The organism is Microbacterium wangyouchuni (assembly GCF_051546305.1).
GTDB lineage: Bacteria > Actinomycetota > Actinomycetes > Actinomycetales > Microbacteriaceae > Microbacterium.
Window position 1 is genome coordinate 57736 of the sequence record NZ_JBPTMA010000001.1, and the last position, 26649, is coordinate 84384.

A 26649-nucleotide genomic window follows, 5' to 3' on the forward strand; every position below is an offset into this window, starting at 1 on the left:
GGCGTGTCATTCGGTCAACACGCCGAGCGGATGCCCGACCGTCTGGGATCCGGCACACCAGGCTCAGCGCAGCGGTGTGAAGTCGCGGTTGGCGATGTGCTCGGGGCGCGGCGACTTCGCAGCGTACGGCTCGACCAGCGCGTTGTCGACGCTGTTGAACACCATGAACACGTTCGATCGCGGATACGGGGTGATGTTGTTCCCCGACCCGTGCATGATGTTCGAGTCGAACCACAGGGCAGATCCTGCGGCGCCGGTGAACTGATCGATGCCGTACTTCTCGGCCATCGCGGTGATCGCCGCATGGCTGGGCACGCCTGCCTCCTGCGCCTGCAGCGACTGCTCGTGGTTGTTGTCCGGGGTCTCGCCCACCGCCGGCACGAATGTGCGGTGCGAGCCCGGCATCACCATGAGCCCGCCGTTGTACGGGTAGTTGTCGGTCAGTGCGATCGACAGGCTCACCGATCGCGGAACCGGCATGCCATCCTCGGCGTGCCAGGTCTCGAAGTCGGAGTGCCAATAGAACCCGGTGCCAGTGAAGCTCGGCATGTAGTTGATCCGCGTTTGGTGCAGATACACCTCAGATCCCACGATCTGCCGGGCACGGTCCAGCACCTGCGGATTGCGCGCGAGGTCGTCGAGGACCGAACTGAGCTTCTCGACCTCGAACACCGAGCGCACAGTACCCGTGGTCCGCTCCGTGATCTTCCGCGGATCATTCTGCAGCGCCGGGTCCGCCGCGAGGCGATCGAGCTCGCTCGAGTACAGGGCGACGTCATCAGCCGTGATGAAGTCGTCGAGAATGGTGAATCCGCGCTTCTCGTGCGCTTCCAGCTCTGCTGCCGAGAAGGGGCCGTCGTTGACCGAGCCCCACACTGCGGGCTGGGTCCTTTCGATGAAGTCACTGGGGGATGTCAACCGAGTCGGGAACAGATCCTCAGCGGTCGTCGGGGCTGTCATGCGTCGTTCTCCTGTCTCTTCTATGGATGTGGGACGGGCCGAATCCCAGACGGTCGGACAGCCCTGCGGCGTGTCGATCGGATGACACGCCGCAGAGCGCCGGGGGCGTCTGGGATTCGGCCCGCACCCGGGTCACACCTCTTCGGTGACCAGTGGGTACACGCCGTTCTCGTCGTGGGTCTCGCGACCGGTGATCGGCGGGTTGAACACACACACGGTGCGCATCTGCGTGCGCGGACGCACCTCGTGCTTGTCGTGGTTGTTCAGCAGATACAGCGACCCCGGCGCGAGCTGGTGCGTCTCACCGGTGGCGAGGTCGGTGATCTCTCCCTCGCCCTCCACGATGAACACCGCCTCGATGTGGTTCGCGTACCAGAACTGGTTTACGGTTCCGGCGTAAAGCGTGGTCTCGTGCACCGAGAAGCCCACGCCCTCTTTCGCCAGAACGATGCGCTTGCTGCGCCAGTTCTCGCTCTTGATGTCGGCGTCGGTGTCGGTGATCTCGTCGATGGTTCGGACGATCATGCGTGTGTGTGCTCCTTGCTCTGGACATTCAGGTCGGTCTCGGTCGCGGCATCCGGATCGGGCTCGCCCAGTACGACACGGATGCACTCATCGATGATGTCGAGGCCCCGGTCGAGCTCGGCGTCCGTGATCGTCAACGCCGGGAGGATCTTCATGACCTCGCCCTCGGGACCAGAGGTCTCCATGAGCAGGCCCCGCGCGAACGCCTCCTGGCACACGGCATCCGCCAGTTCGCCCGAGGGGAACTGCAGCCCGCGAGCAAGCCCCCGCCCCTTGGCAACGAGTTCGTGCTGCGGGTACTGCGCGACGAACATGTTGAAGCGACCCTCGACGCGCACGCCCTTGGTCACGGTCGAATCGCGCAGCGTGTTGTCTGACCAGTAGCGGCGAATCGCCTCCGCACCGGTGATGAACGCCGGGCTGATCCCACGGAAGGTGCCGTTGTGCTCGCCGGGCGCCCAGACGTCGAGCTCCGGCTTGATCAGGGTCAGCGCCATCGGGATGCCGTATCCGGAGATCGACTTCGACAGGCACACGATGTCGGGCACGATGCCGGCCTCTTCGAAGCTGAAGAACTCGCCGGTACGGCCGCAGCCCATCTGGATGTCGTCGACGATGAGCAGGATTTCGTGCTGCTTGCACAGCGCCGCGAGCTGACGAAGCCAATCGGCACGCGCGGCGTTGATGCCACCCTCGCCCTGAACGGTCTCGACGATCACGGCGGCGGGGGTGTTCAGCCCACTGCCGGAGTCTTCGAGCAGGCGCTCGAAGTAGAAGAAGTCCGGGTAGTCGCCGTCGAAGTAGTCGTCGTACGGCATGGGGGTCGCGTGCACGAGCGGTACACCGGCGCCGCCGCGCTTGAGCGAGTTTCCGGTGACCGAGAGGGCACCGAGCGTCATGCCATGGAAGGCATTGGTGAAGTTCACGACCGATTCGCGGCCGGTCACCTTGCGGGCGAGTTTCAGGGCGGCTTCGACAGCGTTCGCGCCGCCGGGGCCAGGGAAGACGACCTTGTAGTCGAGCTCACGCGGCTTCAGGATGACGTCGTTGAAGGCTTCGAGGAAGTCACGGCGTGCGCTCGTGAACATGTCGAGTGAGTGCACGACGCGGTCATCGGCCAGGTAGTCGATGAGGACCTTCTTCAACTCCGGGTTGTTGTGACCGTAGTTCAGCGCGCCAGCGCCCGAGAAGAAGTCCAGGTATTCCGTGCCGGACTCGTCGTACATCGTGCTGCCAACGGCGCGGTCGAACACGACGGGCCATGAGCGCGAGTAGCTGCGGACTTCGGATTCCAGCTGGGTAAAAATATTCATTTTGTGGTTGTTCTCCTCCTGGTTGTTGTCGTGCGGGGAGTGCACGCCGCCCGGGGTCGGGCGGATGGCGACGACTACACCGGCGGACCGAGTTCGTATAGCCGTTCAGGTTCATGGTGCGCAGCATCCGGTTCATCGACGCTCAGATGCGCGCTTTCGAAAAGCGGGGTGACGACGACCGGAGCATCTCCCCAGCGACGAGCGAGACTGCGGAATGTCTGCTGGGATGCGACATTGTCATCGGTGATCGTGGTCTGCAGTGTGCGCACGCGCGGATGCACACTGTCGTCGTGCAGGAGGTCATCGAGCATCCGCCCGGCTAGGCCCAGACCGCGGAAGTTCTCGTCGACGGCGACCTGCCAGATGAACAGGCAGGAGGGGTCAGCGGGACGGCGGTAGCCGATGACGAACCCGGCCGGATGCCCGTCGACCAGCGCGATACGGCAGGTGGCCGCGAAGTCTCTGGCGTACAGGACGTAGGCGTAGGACGAGTTCAGATCGAGCGTCTGCGAGTCGCGGGCGATGCGCCAGAGGTCGATTCCCTCATCGATGCGCGGTGGACGAATCAGGCTCACCCCACTCGACCTCGCATCGTTATGCGCGGCCGGTGCTGACGTGCTCGGCTCGGGGGAGCCGGGGGAAGTCAGAGCGTGTCACCATCCCAAATCGGGGCGTGCATCGCGTGAGAATTCATATCCATAGGGGGTTGTGATCGGTGCTGCGAACAGCGTCGGTCTGTCTTCCACAGTGTCATGCTCATCCGCTGACCTCAAATCGTTTCTCCGGATCGGGGATCTGCCGCGCGGCCTCCGCCTGTGGAATGCTGGGCGCATGACCTCGCATCTGCCGCACGAAGATATCGACCCGGATGGCCTGCTCGAGTACTCGGTGGTGTTCACCGATCGCTCGCTCAATCACATGTCGGCGCGGTTCGTCGACGTGATGCAGCAGACCCTGCAGATCTTGCAGCAGGCGTACAACGCGCACACTGCGGCGATCGTCCCGGGCGGAGGGACCTACGCGATGGAGGCGGTGGCGCGCCAGCTCGCCACGGGGCGACGCACCCTGGTCGTCCGCAATGGGCTGTTCTCGTTCCGTTGGTCGCAGATTCTGGATGCTGGTGGCATCAGCGACGACGTCACCGTGCTGTCCGCGCGTCCGGATTCGGACGACGTGCAGGCCGCCTGGGCGCCGGCGCCAATCGATGAGGTCGTCGCGGCGATCCGTTCGCGCCAGCCCGAGGTGGTTTTCGCCCCGCACGTCGAGACGGCAGCGGGCATGATCCTTCCCGATGAGTACGTGCGCGCTCTGGCCGATGCCACCCATGAGGTCGGCGGCCTGCTGGTGCTCGATTGCATCGCATCGGGTGCGATGTGGGTCGACATGCAGGCGCTCGGTGTCGACGTGCTGCTCAGCGCGCCGCAGAAGGGGTGGAGCGGTTCGCCGTGCGCGGGCTTCGTCATGCTCAGTGAGGCTGGTCGGGATGCTGTGACCAGCCGTCCCTCGACCAGCTTCGCGATCGATCTCGCCAAGTGGCTGTTCATCGCCGACGAGTATCGTGCCGGACGTGCGGCGTACCACGCGACCATGCCGACGGACCCGCTCACCCATAACCTCGCCGCCATGCTCGAGACCCGTGAACGCGGATTCGAGACACTGCGTGCGGCGCAGATCGAGCTGGGCGCGCGGGTGCGTGCGCTGCTGGCCGAGCGCGGATTCCCCTCGGTGGCGGCATCCGGTTTCGATGCCCCCGGTGTCGTCGTCGTGCACACCGCTGACCCCGCGCTGAAGTCCGGCGCCGTGTTCCGTGAGCAGGGCTTGCAGATCGCTGCCGGGGTGCCGTTGCACTGCGAGGAACCGGCCGGATTCTCCACCTTCCGCCTCGGCCTGTTCGGCCTGGACAAGCTCTCCGACGTCGACGGGACTGTCGCTCGTCTGCAGGCGGCACTGGACCGGATCGGCGGCTGAGCGTCTCCGCGGGCTGAGCGCGCGCCGCGCCGGGCGGGTGTCGCATATGGTCGCTTCGCGCCGGTCGAAGCGGCCATATGCGACACCTCGGGACGCGGGTCGCACGAGCACACATGCTACAGTTGCTCAAACCGACTGGACGGTATGTAGATTGCGCAAGGAGGCGCCATGTCCGCAGCACAGTTCGACGCCCGCGCACGCTTCAACAACACCGTGTCGCTCATCACCGGAGCCAGCCGGGGCATCGGCTTCGCAATTGCTCAGCGCATCGTCGCCGAGGGCGGCTCAGTCGTCATCACCGGCCGTAAGCAGGAGGCGCTGGGCGCTGCCGTCGCAGAGCTCGGACCCGCGGCATCCGCTGTCGCCGGTCGCGCCGACGATGCTGATCACCGTGCCGCGGTATTCGCGCACATCGCAGCCCAGCATGGCCGACTCGACCATCTCGTGAACAACACCGGCATCAATCCCGTCTACGGGCCTATCGTCGACGTCGATGCAGACGCCGCACGCAAGATCCTCGAGGTCAACGTGGTCGCTGCACTCGACTGGACGCGTGCCGCGCTCGCCGCCGGCCTCAGCCGCAGCATCGTGAACGTGGCCTCGGTGGCGGGCCTGAGCGCGAGCCCGGGCATCGCCTTCTACGGCATCTCCAAGGCGGCGCTCATCAACCTCACGACGCAGCTTGCGTACGAGCTTGCCCCGGGCATCCGCGTCAATGCGGTCGCCCCGGGCGTGATCAAGACGGCGTTCGCGCGGGCTCTGTATGAAGGACGCGAGGGCGAGGTCGCCGCCGGCTACCCGCTCGCACGACTGGGTGAGCCGGATGATGTGGCGGGCCCCGTCGCCTTCCTGCTCTCTGATGATGCCGCGTGGATGACCGGACAGACCGTGTCGATCGATGGCGGGGCAAGCATCCGCCCGCTGTGACGCGCGAATGCGACGGCCGATCATGATTCACGGAAAGATGAGGGTATGAAGGATTCACACGTCGCAGAGAATGTCACGCGCGCTGCCGTCGAGTTGTTCGCCACTCGCGGGTACGCGAACACGAGCGTTCAGCAGATCGTCGAGGCCGCGGGCGTCACCAAGGGTGCGATGTACCACTACTTCGAATCGAAGGATGATCTGCTCTTCGGTATCTACGATGCGCTGCTGACGCTGCAGAGGGCGCACCTCGATGAGATCATCGCGCGCGGTGGGGCCACAGACGAGGTCCTGCGGGCAGCGTGCGTCGACGTGCTGGAGACCTCGATCGATCACATCGCCGAGGGGGCTGTGTTCTTCCGCAGCATGAACATGCTCTCGGCGCCCAGACAGCAGGATGTCACGCGCCGACGCCGCGGATACCACGACGAGTTCGCCGCTCTCATCGGGAGCGGACAGCGTGAGGGCATCTTCCGTGACGACATTCCGGTCGCCTTGCTCGTCGCGCACTTCTTCAGCGACGTGCACTATCTGTCGCATTGGTATTCACCCGAGGGACCGGAAGGCAAGACGCTCATTGCCGAGCAGCTCACCGACCTGTTTCTCACCAGCCTGAGGAGAACGGATGCTGTCCCCCACTGAAGTTCCGCAGTCCATGCGCGCCTGGCAGGTCACCAGTCTCGGTGAACCCGCAGAAGCGCTGACACAGCAGAGTGTGCCAACACCCGTGCCCGCCGAAGGCGAGGTGCTCATCCGGGTCGCGGCAGTCGCAGCGAACTTCCCGGATGTGCTGCTTGCTCGCGGTGAGTACCAGGTGAAGCCGGAGCTGCCCTTCATTCCCGGGGTGGAGTGCAGCGGGACAGTGATTGGCGTGGGCACTGGCGTCTCCACGCACGCGGTGGGCGACAGGGTCGTCGCGGGGAAGATCGGCGTTCTCGCCGAATACGCGGCAGTGGATGCGGCATCCGTGCACGCTATTCCGGAGAGCTTTGACTTCAACGCCGCGTCGGGTCTGAACATCGCCTATCAAACGGCATGGTTCGCACTGCACCGGCGGGCGAAGCTGCAAGCGGGCGAGTGGCTGCTTGTGCATGCCGCGGCGGGTGGAGTCGGGGCTGCCACCGTGCAGCTCGGCGTAGCGGCGGGTGCCAGAGTCATCGGCGTCGTCGGCTCCGAGGCGAAAGCCGAAGTCGCGCGGGCGGCGGGCGCAGAGCACGTCATCCTGCGCGGCGACGACATCGTCGCCGAAGTGAAGCGCATCACCGGCGGGCACGGCGCCGACGTCGTGTTCGATCCGGTGGGTGGTGCCGCGTTCACCGCATCCACCCGTGCCGTCGCCTTCGAGGGCCGGATCGTCGTGATCGGGTTCGCGAGTGGCGAGATTCCCCAGCTCACCGTGAGTCACGCCCTGGTGAAGAACTACGCCGTGCTCGGGCTGTACTGGGGTCTGTATCAGGAGCGTCTGCCGCATCTGGTCGACGAGGCGCATGACGAGCTGATCCGGCTGTTCGAGGCGGGGAAGATCGCGCCGGTGATCGACAGTGTGGTGGCGTTCGACGAAGCGCCGGCGGCGATCACCAAGCTCGCGACCGGCACGACCGTGGGCCGCGTGGTCATTCAGATCGCATCATGAACGAGCTCGATGGCCGGGTGGCGCTGGTCACCGGTGGTGCGCGCGGCATCGGAGAGGCGTACGTCCGTGCGCTGCACGCCGCGGGCGGTCGGGTCGTGATCGCGGACATCCTCGAGGATGCCGGACGGGCTCTTGCCGCCGAGTTGGGTGATCGCGCGTTGTTCGTCTCCTTGGATGTCACCGATGAGGTGCAATGGACGGCCGCGGTGGATGCTGCGGTGCAGGCCTTCGGCGCCGTCGACGTTCTGGTGAACAACGCGGGCATCGCGAACGCTGCGCCGATTGAGCACCTCAGCACCGAGAAATGGAACGCCGTGATCGCGGTCAACCTCACCGGTACTTTCTTCGGCTGCCGCGCGGTGGTGCCAGCCATGAAGAAGCAGGGCAAAGGATCGATCATCAACATCTCCTCGGTCGAGGGGATGCGCGGCAGTGCAGGTTTACATGGCTACACGGCGGCGAAGTTCGGGGTGCGCGGGCTCGCGGCATCTCTCGCGGTCGAGTTGGGGCCGTTCGGGATCCGGGTCAACTCGGTGCATCCGGGGTTCATCATCACGTCGATGACGACCAGGATCGACCCGGCGCATCTCGACATCCCGCTCGGGCGCCCCGGCGAGCCGGAAGACCTGGCGGGCACCATCGTGTTCCTCGCGAGCGATGCGTCGTCGTTCACCAGCGGCGCGGAGTTCGTCGTCGACGGCGGCATGATCGCCGGCATCCCGCACCGCTGAACCCGTCGCAAAACCCGTCGCTAAACCCTTCTGCAACATTCACATACCGCCCGGTCGGTTTCTAAGGTACAGTGGTCGAACCAGCGACACGAAGAGGTGCCGATGAATACCCATACCCTGCAGTCCAAGCAGGAACCCGCCCGACTCGAGGTGAGCCATCTCACCGTGACGTTCGGCGGCCTGACCGCCGTCGACGATGTCTCGTTTGACGTGCGCCCCGGCGAGATCGTTGCGCTGATCGGCCCGAACGGCGCCGGAAAGACAACGGTGTTCAACGCGATCTGCGCACTGGTCAGCACTCGCGGCGAAGTCACCATCGATGGTCGCCCCGCCCCTCGCCGGACCGCACGCCTGACGGCACGGGGGCTCGCGCGCACCCTGCAGGGCCTCGGTCTGTTCGGCAGCCTGACCGTGCGCGAGAACATTCGCATCCCGGTGGTGGGGGAGCGGGATGCCGAGACCGCTGTCACAGCGCAACTCGAAGCTCACAACCTCACTGCCCTGGCTGATCGCCCGGTCGCCGCCCTCGCATACCCCGACCGTAAGCGGGTCGCGCTCGCCAGAGCACTCGTGGCCTCCCCCTCGCTGCTGCTGCTCGACGAACCGGCCGGCGGTCTCGGAGTCGAAGACATCGATGCTCTCGCCCAGGTGATCCGCGGCGTCGCAGATACCGGGTGCGCTGTTTTGCTGGTCGAGCATCATGTCGACTTCGTAATGGGCATCGCCGACCGCATCGTGGTGCTGGACTTCGGGCGCGTGATCGCCCAGGGTGCCCCCGATCAGGTACGCAACGATCCCCGGGTCGAAGAGGCCTATCTCGGCGTCAAAGCGGAAGACGCTTCGCCCGAGGAGCTGTCGGCATGACTGGCGCCGCTCTCACCATCACCGACCTCACCGTCGGATACGGCGGTGCCCCGGTGCTGCACGAGGTCAGCATCGACCTCCGCCCCGGTGAGGTTGTCGCGCTCCTCGGCGCCAACGGCGCCGGCAAGACGACGCTGCTGCGCACACTCGCAGGCCTCGTGCCTGCAGCATCCGGTTCTATCGCACTCGACGGCACCGATCTCGGCAGGCTCCGCACCGAAGACCGCGCCCGGCGCGGCCTCGCCCTCGTTCCGGAAGGCCAGAGCGTGGTCGCCGAGCTGACCGTCGAGGAGAATCTGCGCCTGGGCGCTCTGTGGCGCCACCGCCCAGCCGCGCGCGAGCGCGCTATCGCCGGCATCCTCGAACTGTTCGAGCCGCTTGCCCGCCGGCGCAGCGCCGACGGCCATCAGCTCTCCGGAGGGGAGCGGCAGATGCTCGCCCTGGGCCGTGCGCTCATCTCCGAGCCGCGCGTGCTCGTCCTCGACGAGCCGTCGCTGGGACTGGCGCCACTGGTCGTCGCTCAGCTGATGGCCACCCTCCGCGACGCGGCAGAGCAGCGCGGAATCACCGTGCTCCTCGCCGAACAGAACGTCACCAGCGCCCTGTCGATCGCCGACCGTGGCGTGGTTCTTGATCTCGGTCGCCTGGTGGCCGATGCTCCGGCATCCGAGCTTGCCGGCGACGCCGCCGTACGACACGCCTACCTGGGGTTCTGATGGATCGTCTCGCCTTCCTGCTTGCCACCGGCCTCGCCCGCGGCGCGATCTTCGCGCTGTTTGCGCTGTCGCTCGTGCTGATCTGGCGCGCCGCGCGCATCATCAACTTCGCGCAGGGTGCGATGGCCCTGGTCGCGGCCTACGTCGCCTTCGCGGTCAGCGGCCTCACCGGCAACTACTTCGCTGGTCTCGGCGCAGGACTCATCGCCGGAGCGGTGGTGGGTCTGGTGGTGGAACGCGGGGTCATGCGCTTCGCGCCGCACGCCAATCCCCTCACCGGCGTCATCATCGCGATCGGCCTCGTCATGGTGCTGCAATCGCTGCTCGGCATCCTGTTCGGCCCGCAGTATCGGCCGATGACCGCGCCGTTCGACGATGCACCGATCATTGTCGGCGGCGTGCCCCTGCTCTCTCCGAACGACATCTTCATTCTTGTCGTCGCGTTCGCGGTGATGGCTGCTCTCGCCCTCCTGTTCACCCGCACATCACTCGGCCTGCAGTTGCGCGCCGCGGCATTCTCCCCCGAGGTGTCGCGCGTGCTGGGTGTGCGAGTGAACAGGATGGTGACGATCGGATGGATGCTCTCCAGCGCTGTCGCAGCGCTGGCCGCCATCCTGCTGGTGCCCACCGAACTCGGCCTCAACCCGCACTCCACCGACATGCTCTTCGTCTACGCGTTCGCCGTCGCCGTGGTGGGTGGTCTGGACTCCCCCGTCGGCGCAATGCTCGGCGGACTGATCGTCGGTGTTCTGATGACACTCGTCACCGGATACCTCGGCGCCACCGTCGCACCGATCGGCGTGCTCCTGCTGCTCGTCGTGGTGCTCCTGCTCAAGCCCGGCGGAGTGTTCTCCCTACGAGAGGCGCGCAGCGCATGAACCGCATCCTGCCCGCACTGCGCGGTACACGTCGCACGATCGTATTCGGTGTGATCCTCACCATCCTCGCGATCGGCGCCACTTTCCTGCTCGATCCCTATCGCAACTTCCAGCTCGCTACCATCGCGGCATCGTTCTGCACGGTCGCCGGCCTCACGCTGCTGGTCGGGCAGAGCGGCCAGCTCTCGCTCGGACACGCGGCCCTGATGGCCACCGGCGGCTATGGGTATGCCCTCACGGCGAATGCGCTGACGGAAGCCGGCATCGATGGCGTGGTGCGTTTTCTGGTGTCGTTCCTCGTCGCGATTGTGGCGGCAGGGATCCTCGGCCTGCTGCTCGGGCTTGCTGCCGCACGTCTGCGCGGACCGTATCTTGCCGGAGTGACGCTCGCGCTCGTGATCGCGGTCCCCGCCGTCACCGCCGTGTTCTCTGGAGTCTTCCGAGGAGATCAGGGACTGCAGATCGCCTATGACGGCGTTCCCGAGGCGCTGCGCACGATCATCGCGCTCGAACAGTGGCAGGCCTGGGTTGCCATCATCGTGGCAGGAATCGTGGTGACCGTGCTGGCCGTGCTGCGCGGCGGTGCCCTCGGACTACGGATGCGCTCCGTTCGCGACGATGAGACCGCAGCCCGACTCAACGGCGTCGCCGCAGCGCAGGTCAAGGTCACCGCGTTCGTGGTGAGTGCAGTGGCGGCCGGGGCAGGCGGTGCGGTGCTCTGCTTCATCACGCAGTCGGTGAGCCCCGGCGCATACACGCTCGCGTTCTCGCTGCTACTGCTGGTCGCCGCGGTGCTCGGCGGCCTCGGCAGCATCGGAGGCGCCGCGATCGGTTCTGCTCTCATTGTCATGCTGCCCTGGGTCATCGGCACCGGAACGGCAGCGCTTCCGTTGCCGGCAGAGGTCGCCCAGCGACTTGCGGGCAACCTGCCGCTGCTCGTGTTCGGCGCCCTTCTGATCATCACGATGATTGCCCGCCCGGGCGGCCTCGCCAGTCTTCGCATCCGATCTGCAATTCCCTACCCACAGAAATAGGTGAACCATGTCACAGCACTCCCCGCTCCGGCGGATCGCGACACTCGTGACGGCATCCGCCGTCGCGATCGCGCTCGCCGGCTGCAGCACTCCCGCCCCCGCTGACGATCCTGCCGTTGCCGTTCCGGGTGTCACGGACGACACTGTCACGATCGGCACGCACACACCGCTGACCGGTCCGGCAGCTGCCGGCTATTCATCGATCTCGGCCGCAGCGACCGCATATTTCGCTTACCTGAACGAGCAGGGCGGCGTGCACGGCCGACAGATCGAGTACATCGTCAAGGACGACGGCTACAACCCCGCCACCACCCAGACGGTGGTTCGAGAACTCGTCCAGGAGGATGAGGTCTTCGCGATCGTGAACGGCCTCGGCACCGCACCGCACATGGCCGTGCTCGACTTCCTCAATCAGAACGAGGTACCCGACCTGTTCGTCGCGTCCGGTTCTACGAACTGGAATCAGCCGGAGAAGTACCCGTTCACCTTCGGGTTCAACGCCGACTACATCGTCGAGTCCGCCGCGCTCGCGCAATACGCCACTGACGAGTACCCCGACAAGAAGGTCTGCCTGCTCGGGCAGGACGACGACTTCGGAGACGAGATGATCGAGGGCGCTGAGCTCGTTCTCGGCGAGGGCGGCCTCACCCACATCGAGCGCTACTCGACGTCGAACCAGGATGTCACCGCGCAGGTCGGTGCCCTGAAAGCGGCCGGGTGCGAGATCAACATCCTCGGCACGATCAATGGGTTCACGGCCCTGGCGGTGGGCACAGCCGCGCAGCTCGGGTGGTTCCCGCAGTGGTTCTCGTCGTCGTCCGGCGCCGACTATCCGACTCTGATCGGCTACCTCGGTGAGGACGTCGGCCCGAAGGTGCTGCAGGGGTTCGTGGGGACGAACTACCTGCCGGCCCTGGACGGTGACAGTGACTGGGTCACGCTGTTCCAGAAGGTCAACGACGAGTACAACGCCGGCGCACCGTTCGACGGAAACACGATCTACGGCATGAGCGTGGCGTATCTGTTCGCCGAGGCGCTGGCCGCAGCGGGCGAGAACCCGACCCGCGAGGCGCTGGTGGATGCTGTTCGCTCCGGTGACCTCGCCGGTAACGGCATCCTGCCGCTGTCGTTCAGCGAAGACAACCATGCGGCGTACCTGGGTGTTGGTATCAGCCTGGTCGACCAGGGTGTGCAGGACTACGCTGGCGCGACCTACATGGTCGAGGGTGGCACCGTCACGTCGGTCGAACCGGCGCCGGTGGCGCTCACGGCTGAGGGCGTGCCCGGATCCTGACCTGTCACACACGAAAGGAGTGGCTCGGATCCTGAGATCCGAGCCACTCCTCGTCCTCTGCGTACCGGAGGCGACTACGGCTGAAGAATTGCGGTCAACAGGTTCGGGTTGTCCTGAGTGACATAGGCGGCGCTGGGCACGTAGATCGTGCCTTCCTGCACGAGCACCGACGTCGGGTTGCTGAGACCGTCGTGCTCAGTCAGCACCGTTGTGCGTTCGCCGTCGTGCACGAGGACGACCTCGCTGCTCGGGTCGAGCGTCGCGACGATCTGGTCTTCGCGTCCGGTGAAGGCGAAGTCGTCGATGCCGACAAGGTCGTCGGCGGCGACGCTGATCTCGCCCGCAGTCCCGTCAGCTGTGATGTCGATCTGCAGAATGGTTCCGGCATCCAGGTTTGAGACGTAGACGTCACCGCCGTGCAGCTGCACTCCGTTCGCACCGAGGAACCCGTCCTGGGCGAGAGCGGCGTCATCTGACCAGGTCGACACCTCACCGTCGAGCGTGATGCTGTAGACCGCCGAGAGCACCGAGTCGGCCGCAAGGAACTGATCATGTTCCTCGTCATAGGCGAGGCCGTTCGGAAGGCCTGTGGCGGGCAGCGTTGCGATCAGATCGAACTCCCCGTCCCCGTCGAGCTCCCACAGTCCGGTGGTATCTGCTTCGCCGGTCGCATACAGCGCGAAGTACGAGCCGTCGACGTAGGCGAGGCCGGTTGCCAGCGGGAAACCGAGCACCGGGGTGGCGGTGCCTCCCGCGGCGGGGGCGGGCAGCGTACCCAGAATGTCGATGTCTCCGGCGGCGGAGATTTCTGCGATCTGACGGCTGGCCGCGAAGGTGACAGCAACGCCGTCGCCGGCGGCAGAGACGATGTTCTCCGGCAGCTGCCCGGCGGTGAGGTCGAAGGACGCAACGATGGTGGCATCGGTCGCGCTCGAGAAGAGTGCCGCGGGTGTCGCCTCGCTCGACGCTGCGGGTGCAGAGCAGGCGCTGAGGGCGAGAGCGGCCCCGACGGTGAGCAGGCCGAGGCTGACAGTGGCGAATCGGGTAGTGAACATGAGCGTGTACCTCTTTGGTTGGTGTGTTGGCGTTGGTGCGGGGGATGCCCGGATTCCACTGTGCGGTCGCCTGATCGGGGGCGCCAGCCCGCCGTGTGGGTATCCCCGAGAGGGATACCCCGCCGCCACTTGCCCCGGGCACAATGGGGAGATGGCGGAGAAAAATGAGCTGGGCATGTTCCTGCGTGCAAGCCGTGCGAGGATCACGCCGGAGCAAGCGGGCTTGACCCGGTACGGCGACAATCGCCGCGTGGCGGGACTGCGCCGCGAAGAGCTCGCGATGCTGGCAGGCGTCAGTTCTTCGTACTACACGCGCCTCGAGCAGGGGCAGGCAGGCGGACCATCCGCGCAAGTGCTCAACTCCCTTGCCGCCGCACTGCTGCTCAACGATGATGAGCGTGCGCACCTGCACACCCTGGCCAGCCACAACGACGGGACGCTGCGGATGCGCGCCGTGCGCACAGCGGAATCAGCCGATCCGGCGTTGCTCGAACTCATCGATTCGATGCCAGACATCCCGGCGATGGTGCTCGGGCGACGCAGCGAGGTTCTCGCGTGGAATCACGTCGGCCATGCGCTGCTGACCCCGCATCTCAGCTTCGATGCCCCACAGCATCCGCACTCGCGTCCTGTGCTGGCCGAGTTGGTTTTCCTCGACTCCGCGCTGAAGGCACTCTATGTGGATTGGACGGCGAAGAGTCGTGCCGTCGTCGGCGACCTCCGCCTGGCCGTGGGCCAATACCCGGACGACACCGGATTGGCATCGCTGATCGGGATGCTGTCGATGAAGAGCCCCGAGTTCGCTCGACTCTGGGCAGATAATCGCGTGCAGGCCCGCAGCACCGCCGTCTACGAACTGCGCCATCCGCTGGTGGGCGCGCTCACGGTCACGAAGCAGTCGCTGCAGTCGCCGGGCAACTATTCGCAGGTGCTCGTGACGCACACCGCCCCAGCCGGTTCGACATCGCGGGAGGGGCTGTCGCTCCTGCACCATGTCGTTCCGGGTGCGCTCGCCCCGAGTGAACTCAGCGCGAGTACTCCTCCACCAGCTCGCGCTTGAGAACCTTGCCGCTGCTGCCCAGAGGCAGTTCGGTCACCAGATGCACGACGCGCGGATACTTGTATGCGGCGATGTGTTCACGGACGAAGGCGATCAGCTCATTGGCATCCACTGACGCACCCTCGCGGGCGACGACAGCGGCGTGCACCTCTTGACCCTTGACGTCGTCGGCGATACCGAAGACAGCCGAGACGGCGACGTCAGGATGCCGGGCGAGCACCGCCTCCACCTCGGTGGGGTACACGTTGTAGCCGGAGCGGACAATCATGTCCTTCTTGCGGTCGACGATGGTCAGAACGCCGTCGATGTAGGTGCCGAGGTCGCCGGTGCGGAACCAGCCGTCCACCACCGCCCCTGCCGATGCGTCGGGCCTGCCCAGATACCCCTTGAAAAGGTTGTGGCCGCGTACGACCACCTCTCCCAGCGCGTCCGTGTCATCGATCAGGACGACGCGCTCATCGATCTCGGGGTCGGCGATCGCGACATCGACACCCCACATCGCGCGCCCGACGGTTCCGGGGCGGATGGGCGTTCCCAGCGGGTTTGATGACACCGTCGGTGCGGTCTCAGTCAGGCCATAACCCTCGTGAACTTCGGCCGCATAGGCGCTGTGGAATGCTTCCAGCACGGCGACCGGCAGAGCTGCGCCTCCGGAGACGGCATACCGCAACGGCGGCCGATCGGGTGAGCGTCGTGCTGCCTCCAGCATCCCGACATACATGGTCGGAACGGCGGTGAACACCGTCGCCTGTTGCGCCACCATCAGCGCGAGAGCCTCATCCGGATCGAAGCGCGGCAGCAGGATGACGGATGCCCCGACGCGGAAGGCCATGTTCATCACCGCGGTCTGACCGAAGGTGTGAAACAGCGGCAGGCCGCCGAACACGACGTCATCGGCTCGGAGGTCGAAGGCATCGATCAGGGTGCAGTGCACCTGTTCGATGATCGACAGGTGGCTGCCGACCGCCCCCTTCGGGGTGCCGGTGGTGCCGCTTGTGTACAGAATCGTTGCGGGATCGAGCGCACTGGTCGCCTCGTGACGGACGATGGGGGTGGATTCTGCCGCCTCGACTTCCAGGCGCGGCAGCGCCACCCCGGCATCTGTGGGCAGAAGCACCGTCACCAGCGGCACGCCGACTTGCTGCGCGGCCGGAACGGCTTCAGCCAGCAGAGGTGCTGCGGCCACGAGCAGGTCGGCCTCGGCATCCCGCAGCACATAGGAGATCTCCTCTGACTTGAACAGCAGATGCACCGGCACGGCGATCGCGCCCAGCGACAGTACCGCGTAGTAGACGCGGGCGAAGTCGGGCACGTTCGGGATCAGCATCGCCACCCGGTCGCCCCGACCGATGCCCCGATCACGCAGCGCCCCGGCATAGGCGCGGGTCTGATCCCACAGCTCGCGATAGGTGGTCATGGTGCCGGCGAAGAGCACTGCGGGCCGATCGGCATGACGCACGGCGGATTCGGCGAGGATAGTGGCAACCGACAGCGTCGGGAAGCCGGCGCCATCGATCGCGGGGTCAGGGCTGTGGGTCATCATGTCTCCTTTGACGTGGATGCTGTCGAGCGCGAGTGGGTCAGCGGCGCAGTTGCGCGCGCCCGAGGCTGGCAAGGTGCACTTCGTCGGGGCCGTCGGCGATGCGCAGCGAGCGGATACCGGCGTAGAGCTCGGCCAGAGGGGTGTCACCGGACACACCAGCACCGCCGTGCACCTGAATGGCACGGTCGATGATGGTCTGCACGGCACGGGGAACGGCGATCTTGATCGATTGGATCTCGGTCATCGCCTCGCGATTGCCGACGGTATCCATGAGCCACGCGGTCTTCAGCACCAGCAGTCGCAGCGCTTCCAACTGGATGCGTGCCTCGGCTGCCCATTCCCGGATGACGCCCTGTTCGGCGAGCGGCCTGCCGAATGCGTGTCGCGCGTTGGCGCGTGCAGTCATCAAGGACAGCGCCCGCTCACCCATGCCGATGGCACGCATGCAGTGGTGGATGCGCCCGGGTCCGAGTCGTGCCTGCGCAATGGCGAAGCCGTCGCCCTCAGCGGCAATCAGGTTCGATGCCGGCACGCGCACCTCGTCGAACACCACCTCGGCGTGGCCGCCGTGATCCCGATCGTCGTAACCGAAGACGGTGAGAGGGCGCACGATCCGCACACCCGGCGTCTCGCGCGGCACGAGGATCATCGACTGCTGCCGGTGACGAGCCGCATCCGGATCGGTCTTGCCCATCACGATGAAGATCGCGGCATCCGGATTCATCGCGCCAGTCGACCACCATTTGCGGCCCGTGATGACGTAGTCGTCACCATCACGGCGGATGCGGGTACCGATGTTGGTCGCATCGCTGGATGCGGCATCCGGCTCCGTCATGCAGAATGCACTGCGGATCTCGGCGTTCAGCAGCGGCGTCAGCCAGCGCTGCTTCTGCTCGGGGGTGCCGAAGTCGTTCAGCACCTCCATGTTCCCGGTGTCGGGCGCCGCACAGTTGAAGGCGACGGGTGCCAGGCGCGGACTCCACCCGGTGAGCTCGGCCACGGCGGCGTACTGCAGGTTCGTCAATCCAGCAGCCCCGGTCTCGGCAGCATCCCCGGGCAGGAATAGATTCCACAGGCCGCGCTCGCGCGCCTTCTGCTGGAGTTCGCGCACGATGGGCCGGAACGACCAGTCATCCGGGGTGGCGGCCAGCTGCTCGTCGAGGATGGCCTCCGCAGGGAGCACCTCCTCATCGAGGAAAGTGCGCACCTGCGCTGTGATCGTCGTGGTTCGTGCGTCCGGAGCGAAATCCATCAGTGCACCTGCAGTCCTTTCTCGGCCAGTGGCTCAACGAGCCCGCCGATACTGTCGAATCCTTCGCCGACGGTGGATCCGGTGCGAAAGCGGTAGTGGATGCCCTCGAGGATGACGGCCAGCTTGTAGGCGGCGAATGCGCGGTACCAGGCGAGATCGGGGAGGGTGGTTCCGGCGTGGGCGGCGTAGACGTCGGCGAGTTCGTCGAAGCCGGGGTAGCCGGCATCCGGGTCCACGGCACTGGCGACGGCGGCTTCCGCGCCCGGCAGCTGGGCGATGTCCCAGTACAGGGCGAAGATGCCGAGGTCCACGAGGGGGTCGCCGAGCGTTGCCATCTCCCAGTCGAGGATCGCGGAGATATGGGGCGCGGTGACCGGACCGTCTACCAGCGCGTTGTCGAGACGATAGTCGCCGTGCACGATGCCGGTGCGTGTGGTTTCGGGCATGCCATCGGCGAGCGAGGCCTGGAGCCGATCGAGGTGGGGGGTCGCGCGGGATCGGGATGCCTCGAGCTGGCGCCGCCAGGTGGACAGCTGACGTTTGAGGTAACCGTCCGGTCGGCCGAAATCGGCGAGACCGACCGAGCCGGGGTCGACGGCGTGCAGGTCGGCGAGGTGCTCGGCGAGCTCGATGCTCAGTGATCGCAGGGCCGCTGGGGCGTACTCGGCGTTCTGCGCGGGCGAGACCAGCACCTGTCCCGGTGCGCGCTCCATGAGGAAGAACGGGGTGCCGGTGATGGTGCCGGTGGTGTCGTCGACCAGGTCGATGGCGACCGGAACGGGGATCGGGGTCGCAGACAGCGCGGAGATGACGCGGTGCTCACGGCCCATGTCGTGCGCGCTGGAGAGCACGTGCCCGAGTGGTGGACGGCGCAGGATCAGCGCAACAGCACCGCCGTCGATGGCGTAGGTGAGGTTGCTGCGCCCGCCGGCGATGACGGATGCGCGCAGTGCGGCCGACGTGGCGAGTTCAGGGTGCGTCTGTGCCAACCAGGCGGTCAGCGCCGTCACGTCGAGACCGGGAACCTCAGGCATCTGCGCCACCCTCCTGCGACTCTGCGATGAGCCGTCGTGGTCAGCATACCGGATGGTCGGTTTGTGTGCGAGCGATTCCGATACGGATGCGCGCCGCTCAGCGCAGCTGCGTGTCGATCGCCTGCCGGATGGATGCCGGGACGGGTGTGGGTCGGCGGGTGGCGGCATCCACGAACACGTGCACGAAACGACCCGTTGCGATCTGCTCGTCATCGCGGAGGATGCCGAGGCTCCAGGTGATGCTCGTCGTTCCCAGCCGTTCGATCCCGATGCCCACCGACAGTGCTTCGGGGAACGATGCCGGGGCGTGGAACTCGCAGGATGATGCTGCGCACAGGGCGATCGCGTCGCCCTGCGGGTCCAGGGCACCCTCCCGGATCATCCAGGTGTTGATGACCGTGTCCATCGCCAGGTAGTAGACGGTGTTGTTGAGGTGACCGTACTGGTCGTTGTCACTCCAGCGGGTCGCGAACGGCTCATGCACGCGGTATTCAGACATGCGAATCCTCCTCGATTCGGTCAGCAGGCTCGGTCAGCAGGCTCGTCAGTCGTCGACGCGCAGCAGCAGCCGGAACGCGGTGCGTGCGCGTGCGGCGCTGGGGGGATCGCCAGAGATCAGATCCGCGTAGGTGAATGACTCCGACATCCGCACCAGTAGGTAGGCGAGGCCGGCCGGGTCGATCGCGCCGCCGAGAGGCTCGTCGCCGAGTTCGCGATGCACCAGCCATTCGACGGTCGCCACATAGCGCCGCTGGATCGGACTTTCTTTGGTGGTCAGTAGGCGCAGCGCACGCGCTGGCTCTCGTCGCAGGAATCGGCGGAAGTACTCGGCGGTGATCAGATCATCCACGAAGTGCGTGAGGATGCCCGCGATGCGATCTCCGCCGCTGAGATCAGCGGTCGCATGATCAGCCTGTGCGAGTGTGGGCGTCGCGAGTGACCAGAGCACCTCGCCCAGCAGCGCGTCACGATTGCCGACCCAACGGAACAGTGACGTTCGCTCGATTCCGAGGGATGCGGCCAAACCGCCCATGTCGATGCGTTCTCCGGTGATGAAAATCTCGCGGGCGCGGTCGAAGGCGCGGCGGGCATCGGCGTGGGTGTTCAGGCGCTCGGAGAGCCAGGAGGGCGCTGCCGTGAGTCCGGCATCAGCGATCGAGGCCACGGTAATGGTGGATGCAGGGGTGATGGCGGGCGCGGCCGTGCGGGTCATGCGAGCACTCTACCCGGGTCGAGTCGTCTGTTTGCAACGTTTCTGAATTTGTAGTGCAACGTTTTGAATAATGATGCATACTCGATTCTGATCACTGACGATCGGAGCCCCCATGACGACCACCCTGACCGCAACCACCTCCGCGGCGACGACAGATCCTGCGCCCGCGGATCTTCTCGACGTCGATTTCTACGACTTCCAGACCCGACTGACCGACACCGAGCAGCACGCACTGCGTGGAATCCGGGCGTTTCTCGATACCGAGGTCCGCCCATTCGCCGATGAGCACTGGGAGCGTGCGGAGAGTCCGCGCCACCTCGTGCCGCAGATCGCCGAGCTCGGCCTCTACGGCAACGCCTTCCCCGAGACGCAGCAGTTCGACAACAGCGCAGTCTTCCGCGGTTGGGTGGCGATGGAGATCTCTCGCGCCGACCCCTCGACGGCCACCTTCATCGGCGTGCACTCGGGACTCGCGATGACCGCCATCGCGGTGGGCGGATCCGATGAGCAGAAAGCGGAATGGCTGCCCATTCTCGCCGCCGGTGAGCAGGTCGCAGCGTTCGGTCTCACCGAACCCGGACACGGATCCGACACCGCGAAAGGGTTGGAGACCACGGCTGAGCGCCGCGGACAGGAGTGGGTGCTCAACGGTGTCAAGCGCTGGATCGGTAACGGCGCCTTCGCCGATCTCGTCGTCATCTGGGCGCGTGATGTCGCCGACGACCAGGTGAAGGGCTTCCTCGTGCGCACCCCGACCGCCGGATTCACCGGCACGAAGATCGAACGCAAGCAGTCGCTGCGGGCGGTGGAGAACGCGGATATCGTGCTGGAGAACGTCGTGGTTGCAGAGAGCGACCGCCTGCAGCGCATCGACAGCTTCCGCGACCTCGCCGTTGTGCTTCGGCTTACCCGGGCAGATGTCGCGTGGCAGGCACTCGGCGTCGCCGTCGGTGCCTACGAAGGCGCCCTGGCCTATGCGAAACAGCGGATGCAGTTCGGCAAACCGATCGCGTCGTTCCAGCTCGTGCAGCAGAAGCTCGCCGACTCGCTCGCCGACATCACGGCATCCATCGCCCTGTGCATGCGCGTCTCTCAACTGCAGGATGAGGGCGAGCAGCGCGATCATCACTCGGCAATGGCGAAGGCATTCGTGACCAAGCGGATGCGCGAGGTCGTGGCCCGCAGCCGCGAGATCTGCGGCGGAAACGGCATCCAGCTCGACTACGGTGTCGCGCGCTACTTCGCCGACGCCGAAGCCGTGTACACCTTCGAGGGCACCTATGACATGAACTCCCTCATCGTCGGACGTGCCATCACCGGCATCCCCGCATTCGTCTGATCCGCCACGAAACCAGGAGAATCTCATGACCGAGGCATACATCGTCGCCACTGCCCGCTCACCGATCGGCCGCGCGGGCAAGGGCTCACTGACCTCACTTCGTGGTGACGACCTCGCCGCGAATATGGTGCAGGCAGCACTCGACCAGGTACCGGGCCTGGACCCGGCGCGCATCGATGACCTGATGCTCGGCACGGGCCAGCCGGCTGGCGAGCAGGGGTTCAACATCGCGCGCATCGTCTCGGTGCTGCTCGGGCTCGACACGGTTGCGGGCACCACCGTGAACCGGTACTGCTCGTCTTCACTGCAGACCACCCGGATGGCGTTCCATGCGATCAAGGCCGGCGAGGGAGACATCTTCGTGTCCGCGGGTGTGGAGATGGTCAGTCGCTACGGCCAGGGGATGGCAGACGTGTCACCGGGGCAGGTGATTCAGAATCCGGTATTCGATGAAGCCGTCGCGCTCTCCACGGCGCGTTCGGGGGGCGCCGCTGCCGCATGGACCGACCCGCGGGCGGCCGGACGGCTCCCCGATCCGTATATCGCGATGGGGCAGACCGCGGAGAACGTTGCGCAGATCCACGGGATCACCCGCGAGGAGCAGGATGCATTCGCCGCACGGTCGCAGCAGCGGGCCGAAGCGGCGATCGCCTCTGGTTTCTGGGCGCGTGACATCACCCCAGTGAGCCTCGCGGACGGCACGGTGGTGTCGGCTGATGATGGGCCCCGCCCCGGGGTCACAGCGGAGTCGCTCGCCGGATTGCAGCCGGTCTTCCGTCCGGACGGCACCGTGACGGCCGGCAACTGCTGCCCACTCAACGATGGGGCAGCGGCCGTGGTGATCGTGTCGGGACGGGTGGTGGAGGAGCTGGGGCTTCAACCACTGGCACGGATCGTCTCGACCGGGGTGAGCGGGCTGTCGCCGGAGACCATGGGGCTGGGGCCCGTGGAATCTTCGCGGCGCGCGCTCTCCCGGGCGGGGCTCGACATCGCCGACATCGACCTCGTGGAGATCAATGAGGCCTTCGCCTCGCAGGTGATCGCCTCGGCACGCGAGTTGAGCATCGACGAGGAACGGCTGAACGTGCATGGCGGCGCGATCGCGGTCGGTCACCCCTTCGGGATGACGGGCGCGCGCATCACGTCGACGCTCATCAATGGGCTGGCCGCTACCGGCGGACGCTATGGCCTGGAAACCATGTGCGTCGGCGGCGGGCAGGGCATGGCGATGGTGCTCGAGCGCGTCTGACGCGGCACGCCACACAGCGACAGACGAGGCGCGACCCGCTGGGGGTCGCGCCTCGTCTGTTCGTGTGCCGACTACGCCGGAATGAACAGGGCGATGGTCTCGGCGACCAGCGCCGGGCGCTCGGACCCCTCGATTTCGATCGTGGTGCGGGCACTCACCCGCCAGCCCTGCGCCCCGCCATCCGCCGCGGTGATCTCGGTCATCGCGCGCACGCGTGAATCGGCGGTCACCGGCTGCAGAAATCGCACCTTGTCGAGTCCGTAGTTCACGACCATGGATGCTCCGCTGACCTGGAGCAGGCCATCAGTCAGGCGCGGCAGCAGCGAGAGGGTGAGATAGCCGTGCGCGATCGTTGCGCCGAAAGGACCGGATGCTGCACGCTCGGCGTCCAGGTGAATCCACTGCCAGTCCTCCGTGGCATCGGCGAACGCCTGGATGCGCTCCTGGTCAATGGTGAACCAGTCGCCGGTTGCGCTGCGGCCGACCATATCGGCGAGTGCGGACGGGTGATCTGCGACGATGCTCATGCGGTCGGCCCGCCTGCCACATAGAGCACCTGACCCGACACGAAGCTTGCCTCTTCGGAACAGAAGAACGCCGCGGCGGCCGCGATGTCGTCGGGGGCTCCTGCCCTGCCCACCGGAACCTCTTTGGCCATGTGCTCGACGAACTCGTCGAATCCCACGCCCATCCGCTCGGCGGTTGCACGCGTCATATCGGTGACGATGAATCCGGGAGCTATCGCGTTGGCGGTGACTCCGTAGCGGCCCAGTTCGATCGCGAGGGTCTTGGTGAGCCCCTGCATCCCGGCTTTGGCTGCGGAGTAGTTCGCCTGCCCGCGGTTGCCGAGCGCCGAGGTGCTCGACAGGTTGACGATCCGACCCCAGCTGGCGTCGACCTGATGCTTCTGCACCGCCCGGCTCATCAGGAACGCGCCGCGCAGATGCACCGACAGCACGAGATCCCAATCATCCTCGGTCATCTTGAACAGCAGATTGTCACGGATGATGCCGGCATTGTTCACCAGGATCGTCGGGGCTCCGAGTTCGGCGGCGATGCGGTCGACGGCGGCGGCGACGGCAGCAGCATCGGAGACGTCTGCGCCGACGGCGAGGGCCTGTCCGCCAGCATCAGTGATGGCCTGCACGGTGTCGGCGCAGGCGGCTTCGTCCAGATCGAGCACGGCGACGGCGCATCCGTCGGCGGCCAGACGGATGGCGGTGGCAGCGCCGATACCGCGCGCGGCTCCGGTCACGATGGCAGTGCGAGTCATAAAGTGTCCTCTCAGTGGGTGATTCAGAAGGTGAGCAGTTGGCGCAGCTGGGTGCCGGAGGCCAGGAGATCCATCGCCTCCGGCAGGTCGTCGAGGGTGATTCTCGATGAGATCAGTCGTTCCAGCGGCAATGCCCCCGTGCGCCAGAGGTCGACATAGCGGGGAATGTCGCGTTCCGGAACGGCCGAACCCAGATAGCTGCCGATGATGGTTCGGGCCTGGGCAGTCAGCTGCAGTGGCGAGACGGTGGCGGTGGCGTCGGGCGGGGGCAGGCCGACGGTCACCGTGGTTCCGCCGGGGGCCGTGAGGGCGAGAGCCGTCTCGAAGGCCCGTGCTGACCCTGCCGCTTCGATCACGACGGACGCCTGGTGTCCGGCGGCGATGATTGCGGCCGGCTCAAACGCTGCAGAGGCACCGAGTTCCCGCGCGAGATCGAGTTTGGCGGGCACGGCGTCGACACCGATGACGTCGTGGCCGAGGGCGATGGCAACCAGGAGTGCTGCCATGCCGACTCCCCCGAGCCCGACCACGATCACGCGCTCGCCGGGCGCGGGGCGGGCCGCGTTGATGACCGCGCCGCCGCCGGTGAGCACGGCGCAACCGAGCAGGGCGGCGATTTCGGCGGGGACATCGGACTCGACAGCCACGACGCTCTGGCGGTTGACAACCGCGTGCGTGGCGAAGGCGCTGACGCCGAGATGGTGATGAACGCTCTCGCCGGTGGCTGTTCGATGGAGTCGGATGCCGTCGCCGACCAGCGTGCCGGCGCTGTTCGCCGCCGAGCCGGGGATGCAGGGCAGTCTGCCGTCGGTCTGGCAGTTCTCGCAGGAGCCGCAGCACGGGAGGAACGTCATCACAACACGCGTGCCGATGGCGATGTCAGAGACGCCGGGCCCGAGCTGCTCGACGATGCCCGCCGCTTCGTGTCCGAGCAGCATCGGCATCGGACGAGTGCGGTTGCCGTCGACGACGCTGAGGTCGGAGTGGCAGATGCCGGCCGCTTCGATGCGGACAAGGAGCTCGCCGGCGGCGGGCTGATCCAGCTCCACCGCACCGATCGTGAACGGATTCGACCTCGCGAAGGGCGCTTTCGATCCGGATGTCTCGAGTACGGCTCCACGGATTAGCATCCGGTCTCCTTCGCGCGCGATGCTCCGATGCATCGCGGTCCGATAATCATACCGACTGGGCGGTATGTAATCCAGTCGATCAGATCACGGTGACGCCAGTAGGGTGTGAACATGGATCTGCGGGTCGCAGCATACGCCGTCGTCACCGATGACGACGGGAAGGTGCTGCTGGCGCGCTGGACCGAGGGGCGACGCGTCGCCTGGACGATGCCCGGCGGCGGCCTCGAAGCCGGTGAAGATCCAGAGGATGCCGTGCGCCGCGAGGTGCGCGAAGAAACCGGCTACACCGTGCACGTGCAGGAGCTTCTCGGCGTCCACTCGCGAGTCATCCCCGCGGGCAGGCGCGTGAAGAAGGCTGACGTGCCGCTGCACACCCTGCGCATTGTCTATCGCGCCAAGATCTCCGGCGGAAAACTCCGCTTCGAGGAGAACGGCTCCACCGACATGGCCGGCTGGTTCACGGTTCCCAGCATTGCAGAGCTGCAGCGCGTGAAGCTCGTCGACATCGCTCTGCGCATGGGCGAGGTCCTGTGACGCGGATCCCGGGCGGGGGCGGCGCTCAGGAGCGGGGCTTCTCCGGCTCCGAGATATCGGCGACCGTCGCGCCGTAGGCGGCAATCAGCGCATCCGCATCGACGAACAGGCTGAAGCCGTGTGCTCCCGCGCCCATCGCGACCTGCTGGCCGACGATTGATTCGTCGGCGTAGATCGGCCAGTCGGTGCTGCTGCCGATCGGAACGATCGTGCCGCGCTCGTAGCCGGTTGCCGCCAGAGCGAGCTCCGGCTCGGGCAGACGCAGCTTGTTCACGCCCACCAGGGCGCGCAGTTTCGGCCACGAGATCGATCGTCCGCCCGGTACCAGCGCGAACAGGTAGGTGTCATCCGCGCGCTTGACGACCAGAGTCTTCACGATTCCGGATGGGTCGATCCCCAGCAGGGCCGCCGCTTCATGCAGGCTGTTCGCCGCCGGGCGCTCGCGGATCTCGATGTCGAGCCCGCGAGCAGCCGCGGCATCGCGCACCCGCGAATGCGGGTCAGATGCAGACGGACTCACGCGTCCGGAGCGGAGAGCGGGTCGTCAGCAACCCAGAGCTCATCATCGGCGCGCAGCGCCTGCCAGGCGGCGTAGAGCACACCGGCTGCGGCGGCAGCACCGAGAACGATCGCGATGATCGAGCCGACACCGGGGCCGCTCTTCTTCGGGGCGGGGTGATGCGAGAACGACAGACCCTGACGCTTTGCGTTCGCGACATCCCACGCCGACAGCGCAGTGCCGACGACGCCGCCGACGATCGGGACGACCTTGTCGTCGACGACCTGGCGGCCGAGCTTCAGTCCGCGGTCGACTGTCGGGGCGAAGCGACGGTTGTAGGTGTCCTGCACGACCGGGAGAACCTGCTCGCGGCCGAGGTTGCCGAGCTGACGACTTGCCTCCCGGGCAACGTCTGCAGCGTGGCCGACAAGCACCTGCTGAGACTCCCAGAGTTCATTGGCGTCGTTCTGCAGACGGCGCAGTTCTTTCTTCCGCTTGCGGGTGAGGCTCACGATGCTCTCCTGTCCATTGGCGTATGGGTTCCCCATCTTGCCAGACGAGTCTGTATTGCGGGCTGGAATTTCCGACCCTTGTCAACTCTTACTCTCCACGCTAACGTCATCGTCCG

General features: G+C 66.3%; 29 protein-coding genes. 14 read left to right on the forward strand and 15 right to left on the reverse strand.

The features are described 5' to 3' along the window. Positions 1-63: 63 nt before the first annotated feature. The 4 genes from thpD to ectA all read right to left on the reverse strand — a co-directional run bounded on the left by thpD (position 64) and on the right by ectA (position 3373). Positions 64-960, reverse strand: a complete 897-nt coding sequence (gene thpD / locus ACSS7Z_RS00285; RefSeq protein WP_438252414.1) for an ectoine hydroxylase — start codon at positions 958-960, stop codon at positions 64-66. 132 nt (positions 961-1092) lie between these two features. Continuing rightward, the gene (locus ACSS7Z_RS00290) at positions 1093-1485 is read right to left on the reverse strand and encodes an ectoine synthase (protein ID WP_438252415.1); all 393 of its coding nucleotides are present in this window, start codon (positions 1483-1485) and stop codon (positions 1093-1095) included. Then, complete coding sequence (gene ectB, locus ACSS7Z_RS00295) at positions 1482-2798, reverse strand: diaminobutyrate--2-oxoglutarate transaminase (protein WP_438252416.1); 1317 nt, start codon at positions 2796-2798, stop codon at positions 1482-1484. The genes ACSS7Z_RS00290 and ectB overlap by 4 nt, the downstream gene beginning before the upstream one ends. A 74-nt stretch (positions 2799-2872) precedes the next feature. Beyond that, complete coding sequence (gene ectA / locus ACSS7Z_RS00300; RefSeq protein ID WP_438252417.1) at positions 2873-3373, reverse strand: diaminobutyrate acetyltransferase; 501 nt, start codon at positions 3371-3373, stop codon at positions 2873-2875. Between the two features lie 256 nt (positions 3374-3629). Between ectA and ACSS7Z_RS00305 the strand changes: the two genes are divergently transcribed. The 10 genes from ACSS7Z_RS00305 to ACSS7Z_RS00350 all read left to right on the forward strand — a co-directional run bounded on the left by ACSS7Z_RS00305 (position 3630) and on the right by ACSS7Z_RS00350 (position 12840). Next, on the forward strand, positions 3630-4766 hold the full coding sequence (locus ACSS7Z_RS00305) for an aminotransferase class V-fold PLP-dependent enzyme (RefSeq protein WP_438252418.1): 1137 nt from the start codon (positions 3630-3632) through the stop codon (positions 4764-4766). Positions 4767-4934: 168 nt separating this feature from the next. After that, the gene (locus tag ACSS7Z_RS00310) at positions 4935-5693 is read left to right on the forward strand and encodes an SDR family oxidoreductase (RefSeq protein ID WP_438252419.1); all 759 of its coding nucleotides are present in this window, start codon (positions 4935-4937) and stop codon (positions 5691-5693) included. 45 nt (positions 5694-5738) lie between these two features. Next, on the forward strand, positions 5739-6332 hold the full coding sequence (locus tag ACSS7Z_RS00315; protein WP_438252420.1) for a TetR/AcrR family transcriptional regulator: 594 nt from the start codon (positions 5739-5741) through the stop codon (positions 6330-6332). After that, positions 6316-7323, forward strand: a complete 1008-nt coding sequence (locus ACSS7Z_RS00320; RefSeq protein ID WP_438252421.1) for an NADPH:quinone oxidoreductase family protein — start codon at positions 6316-6318, stop codon at positions 7321-7323. Before ACSS7Z_RS00315 ends, ACSS7Z_RS00320 begins: the two co-directional genes overlap by 17 nt. Next, positions 7320-8054 carry a glucose 1-dehydrogenase gene (locus ACSS7Z_RS00325; protein ID WP_438252422.1) on the forward strand — a complete coding sequence of 245 codons (735 nt, stop codon included), beginning with the start codon at positions 7320-7322 and terminating at the stop codon, positions 8052-8054. The genes ACSS7Z_RS00320 and ACSS7Z_RS00325 overlap by 4 nt, the downstream gene beginning before the upstream one ends. A 102-nt stretch (positions 8055-8156) precedes the next feature. After that, positions 8157-8918 (forward strand): ABC transporter ATP-binding protein, encoded by a 762-nt coding sequence (locus ACSS7Z_RS00330; protein WP_438252423.1) that lies wholly within the window; start codon positions 8157-8159, stop codon positions 8916-8918. Further along, positions 8915-9634, forward strand: coding sequence for an ABC transporter ATP-binding protein (locus ACSS7Z_RS00335; protein ID WP_438252424.1), 720 nt, complete (start codon positions 8915-8917; stop codon positions 9632-9634). The genes ACSS7Z_RS00330 and ACSS7Z_RS00335 overlap by 4 nt, the downstream gene beginning before the upstream one ends. Beyond that, positions 9634-10512 (forward strand): branched-chain amino acid ABC transporter permease, encoded by an 879-nt coding sequence (locus tag ACSS7Z_RS00340; protein ID WP_438252425.1) that lies wholly within the window; start codon positions 9634-9636, stop codon positions 10510-10512. The genes ACSS7Z_RS00335 and ACSS7Z_RS00340 overlap by 1 nt, the downstream gene beginning before the upstream one ends. Beyond that, positions 10509-11546, forward strand: coding sequence for a branched-chain amino acid ABC transporter permease (locus ACSS7Z_RS00345; protein WP_438252426.1), 1038 nt, complete (start codon positions 10509-10511; stop codon positions 11544-11546). The genes ACSS7Z_RS00340 and ACSS7Z_RS00345 overlap by 4 nt, the downstream gene beginning before the upstream one ends. Positions 11547-11553: 7 nt before the next feature. Beyond that, a complete protein-coding gene (locus ACSS7Z_RS00350; RefSeq protein WP_438252427.1) occupies positions 11554-12840 on the forward strand; it encodes an ABC transporter substrate-binding protein in 1287 nt (428 codons plus the stop codon). A 74-nt stretch (positions 12841-12914) separates the two neighbouring features. Here ACSS7Z_RS00350 and ACSS7Z_RS00355 read toward each other — a convergent pair whose 3' ends face one another. Further along, the gene (locus ACSS7Z_RS00355; RefSeq protein ID WP_438252428.1) at positions 12915-13895 is read right to left on the reverse strand and encodes an SMP-30/gluconolactonase/LRE family protein; all 981 of its coding nucleotides are present in this window, start codon (positions 13893-13895) and stop codon (positions 12915-12917) included. A 151-nt stretch (positions 13896-14046) separates the two neighbouring features. Between ACSS7Z_RS00355 and ACSS7Z_RS00360 the strand changes: the two genes are divergently transcribed. Then, complete coding sequence (locus tag ACSS7Z_RS00360; RefSeq protein ID WP_438252429.1) at positions 14047-14955, forward strand: helix-turn-helix transcriptional regulator; 909 nt, start codon at positions 14047-14049, stop codon at positions 14953-14955. Here the strand turns inward: ACSS7Z_RS00360 and ACSS7Z_RS00365 are convergent. The 5 genes from ACSS7Z_RS00365 to ACSS7Z_RS00385 form a co-directional block, all read right to left on the reverse strand. Then, positions 14921-16495 carry an AMP-binding protein gene (locus ACSS7Z_RS00365; protein ID WP_438252430.1) on the reverse strand — a complete coding sequence of 525 codons (1575 nt, stop codon included), beginning with the start codon at positions 16493-16495 and terminating at the stop codon, positions 14921-14923. The genes ACSS7Z_RS00360 and ACSS7Z_RS00365 overlap by 35 nt on opposite strands. A 40-nt stretch (positions 16496-16535) precedes the next feature. Beyond that, on the reverse strand, positions 16536-17750 hold the full coding sequence (locus ACSS7Z_RS00370; RefSeq protein ID WP_438252431.1) for an acyl-CoA dehydrogenase family protein: 1215 nt from the start codon (positions 17748-17750) through the stop codon (positions 16536-16538). Continuing rightward, the gene (locus tag ACSS7Z_RS00375) at positions 17750-18784 is read right to left on the reverse strand and encodes a phosphotransferase family protein (RefSeq protein WP_438252432.1); all 1035 of its coding nucleotides are present in this window, start codon (positions 18782-18784) and stop codon (positions 17750-17752) included. The genes ACSS7Z_RS00370 and ACSS7Z_RS00375 overlap by 1 nt, the downstream gene beginning before the upstream one ends. A gap of 97 nt (positions 18785-18881) precedes the next feature. Next, complete coding sequence (locus ACSS7Z_RS00380) at positions 18882-19283, reverse strand: acyl-CoA thioesterase (protein ID WP_438252433.1); 402 nt, start codon at positions 19281-19283, stop codon at positions 18882-18884. Between the two features lie 45 nt (positions 19284-19328). Next, positions 19329-19997, reverse strand: a complete 669-nt coding sequence (locus tag ACSS7Z_RS00385) for a QsdR family transcriptional regulator (protein WP_438252434.1) — start codon at positions 19995-19997, stop codon at positions 19329-19331. Positions 19998-20109: 112 nt separating this feature from the next. Here ACSS7Z_RS00385 and ACSS7Z_RS00390 point away from each other — a divergent pair, with 112 nt between their 5' ends. Beyond that, positions 20110-21336 (forward strand): acyl-CoA dehydrogenase family protein, encoded by a 1227-nt coding sequence (locus tag ACSS7Z_RS00390; RefSeq protein WP_438252435.1) that lies wholly within the window; start codon positions 20110-20112, stop codon positions 21334-21336. 25 nt (positions 21337-21361) lie between these two features. Further along, complete coding sequence (locus ACSS7Z_RS00395; protein ID WP_438252436.1) at positions 21362-22585, forward strand: acetyl-CoA C-acetyltransferase; 1224 nt, start codon at positions 21362-21364, stop codon at positions 22583-22585. 71 nt (positions 22586-22656) lie between these two features. Here ACSS7Z_RS00395 and ACSS7Z_RS00400 read toward each other — a convergent pair whose 3' ends face one another. Genes ACSS7Z_RS00400 through ACSS7Z_RS00410 form a run of 3 tightly spaced genes read right to left on the reverse strand, consistent with a single transcriptional unit; the run spans position 22657 to position 24988 of the window. Beyond that, positions 22657-23112 (reverse strand): MaoC family dehydratase, encoded by a 456-nt coding sequence (locus tag ACSS7Z_RS00400; protein ID WP_438252437.1) that lies wholly within the window; start codon positions 23110-23112, stop codon positions 22657-22659. Continuing rightward, a complete protein-coding gene (locus ACSS7Z_RS00405) occupies positions 23109-23858 on the reverse strand; it encodes an SDR family oxidoreductase (RefSeq protein ID WP_438252438.1) in 750 nt (249 codons plus the stop codon). The genes ACSS7Z_RS00400 and ACSS7Z_RS00405 overlap by 4 nt, the downstream gene beginning before the upstream one ends. Before the next feature lie 23 nt (positions 23859-23881). Then, positions 23882-24988: a zinc-binding dehydrogenase gene (locus tag ACSS7Z_RS00410; RefSeq protein ID WP_438252439.1), complete on the reverse strand. Its 1107-nt coding sequence runs from the start codon at positions 24986-24988 to the stop codon at positions 23882-23884. 111 nt (positions 24989-25099) lie between these two features. Between ACSS7Z_RS00410 and ACSS7Z_RS00415 the strand changes: the two genes are divergently transcribed. Beyond that, positions 25100-25522 carry an NUDIX hydrolase gene (locus tag ACSS7Z_RS00415; protein ID WP_438252440.1) on the forward strand — a complete coding sequence of 141 codons (423 nt, stop codon included), beginning with the start codon at positions 25100-25102 and terminating at the stop codon, positions 25520-25522. A 25-nt stretch (positions 25523-25547) separates the two neighbouring features. Here ACSS7Z_RS00415 and ACSS7Z_RS00420 read toward each other — a convergent pair whose 3' ends face one another. Together ACSS7Z_RS00420 and ACSS7Z_RS00425 are read right to left on the reverse strand one after the other, a co-directional pair. Beyond that, positions 25548-26009, reverse strand: coding sequence for an aminoacyl-tRNA deacylase (locus ACSS7Z_RS00420; RefSeq protein ID WP_438253052.1), 462 nt, complete (start codon positions 26007-26009; stop codon positions 25548-25550). A gap of 29 nt (positions 26010-26038) precedes the next feature. Beyond that, complete coding sequence (locus tag ACSS7Z_RS00425; RefSeq protein ID WP_438252441.1) at positions 26039-26533, reverse strand: DNA helicase; 495 nt, start codon at positions 26531-26533, stop codon at positions 26039-26041. Positions 26534-26649: the final 116 nt, after the last annotated feature.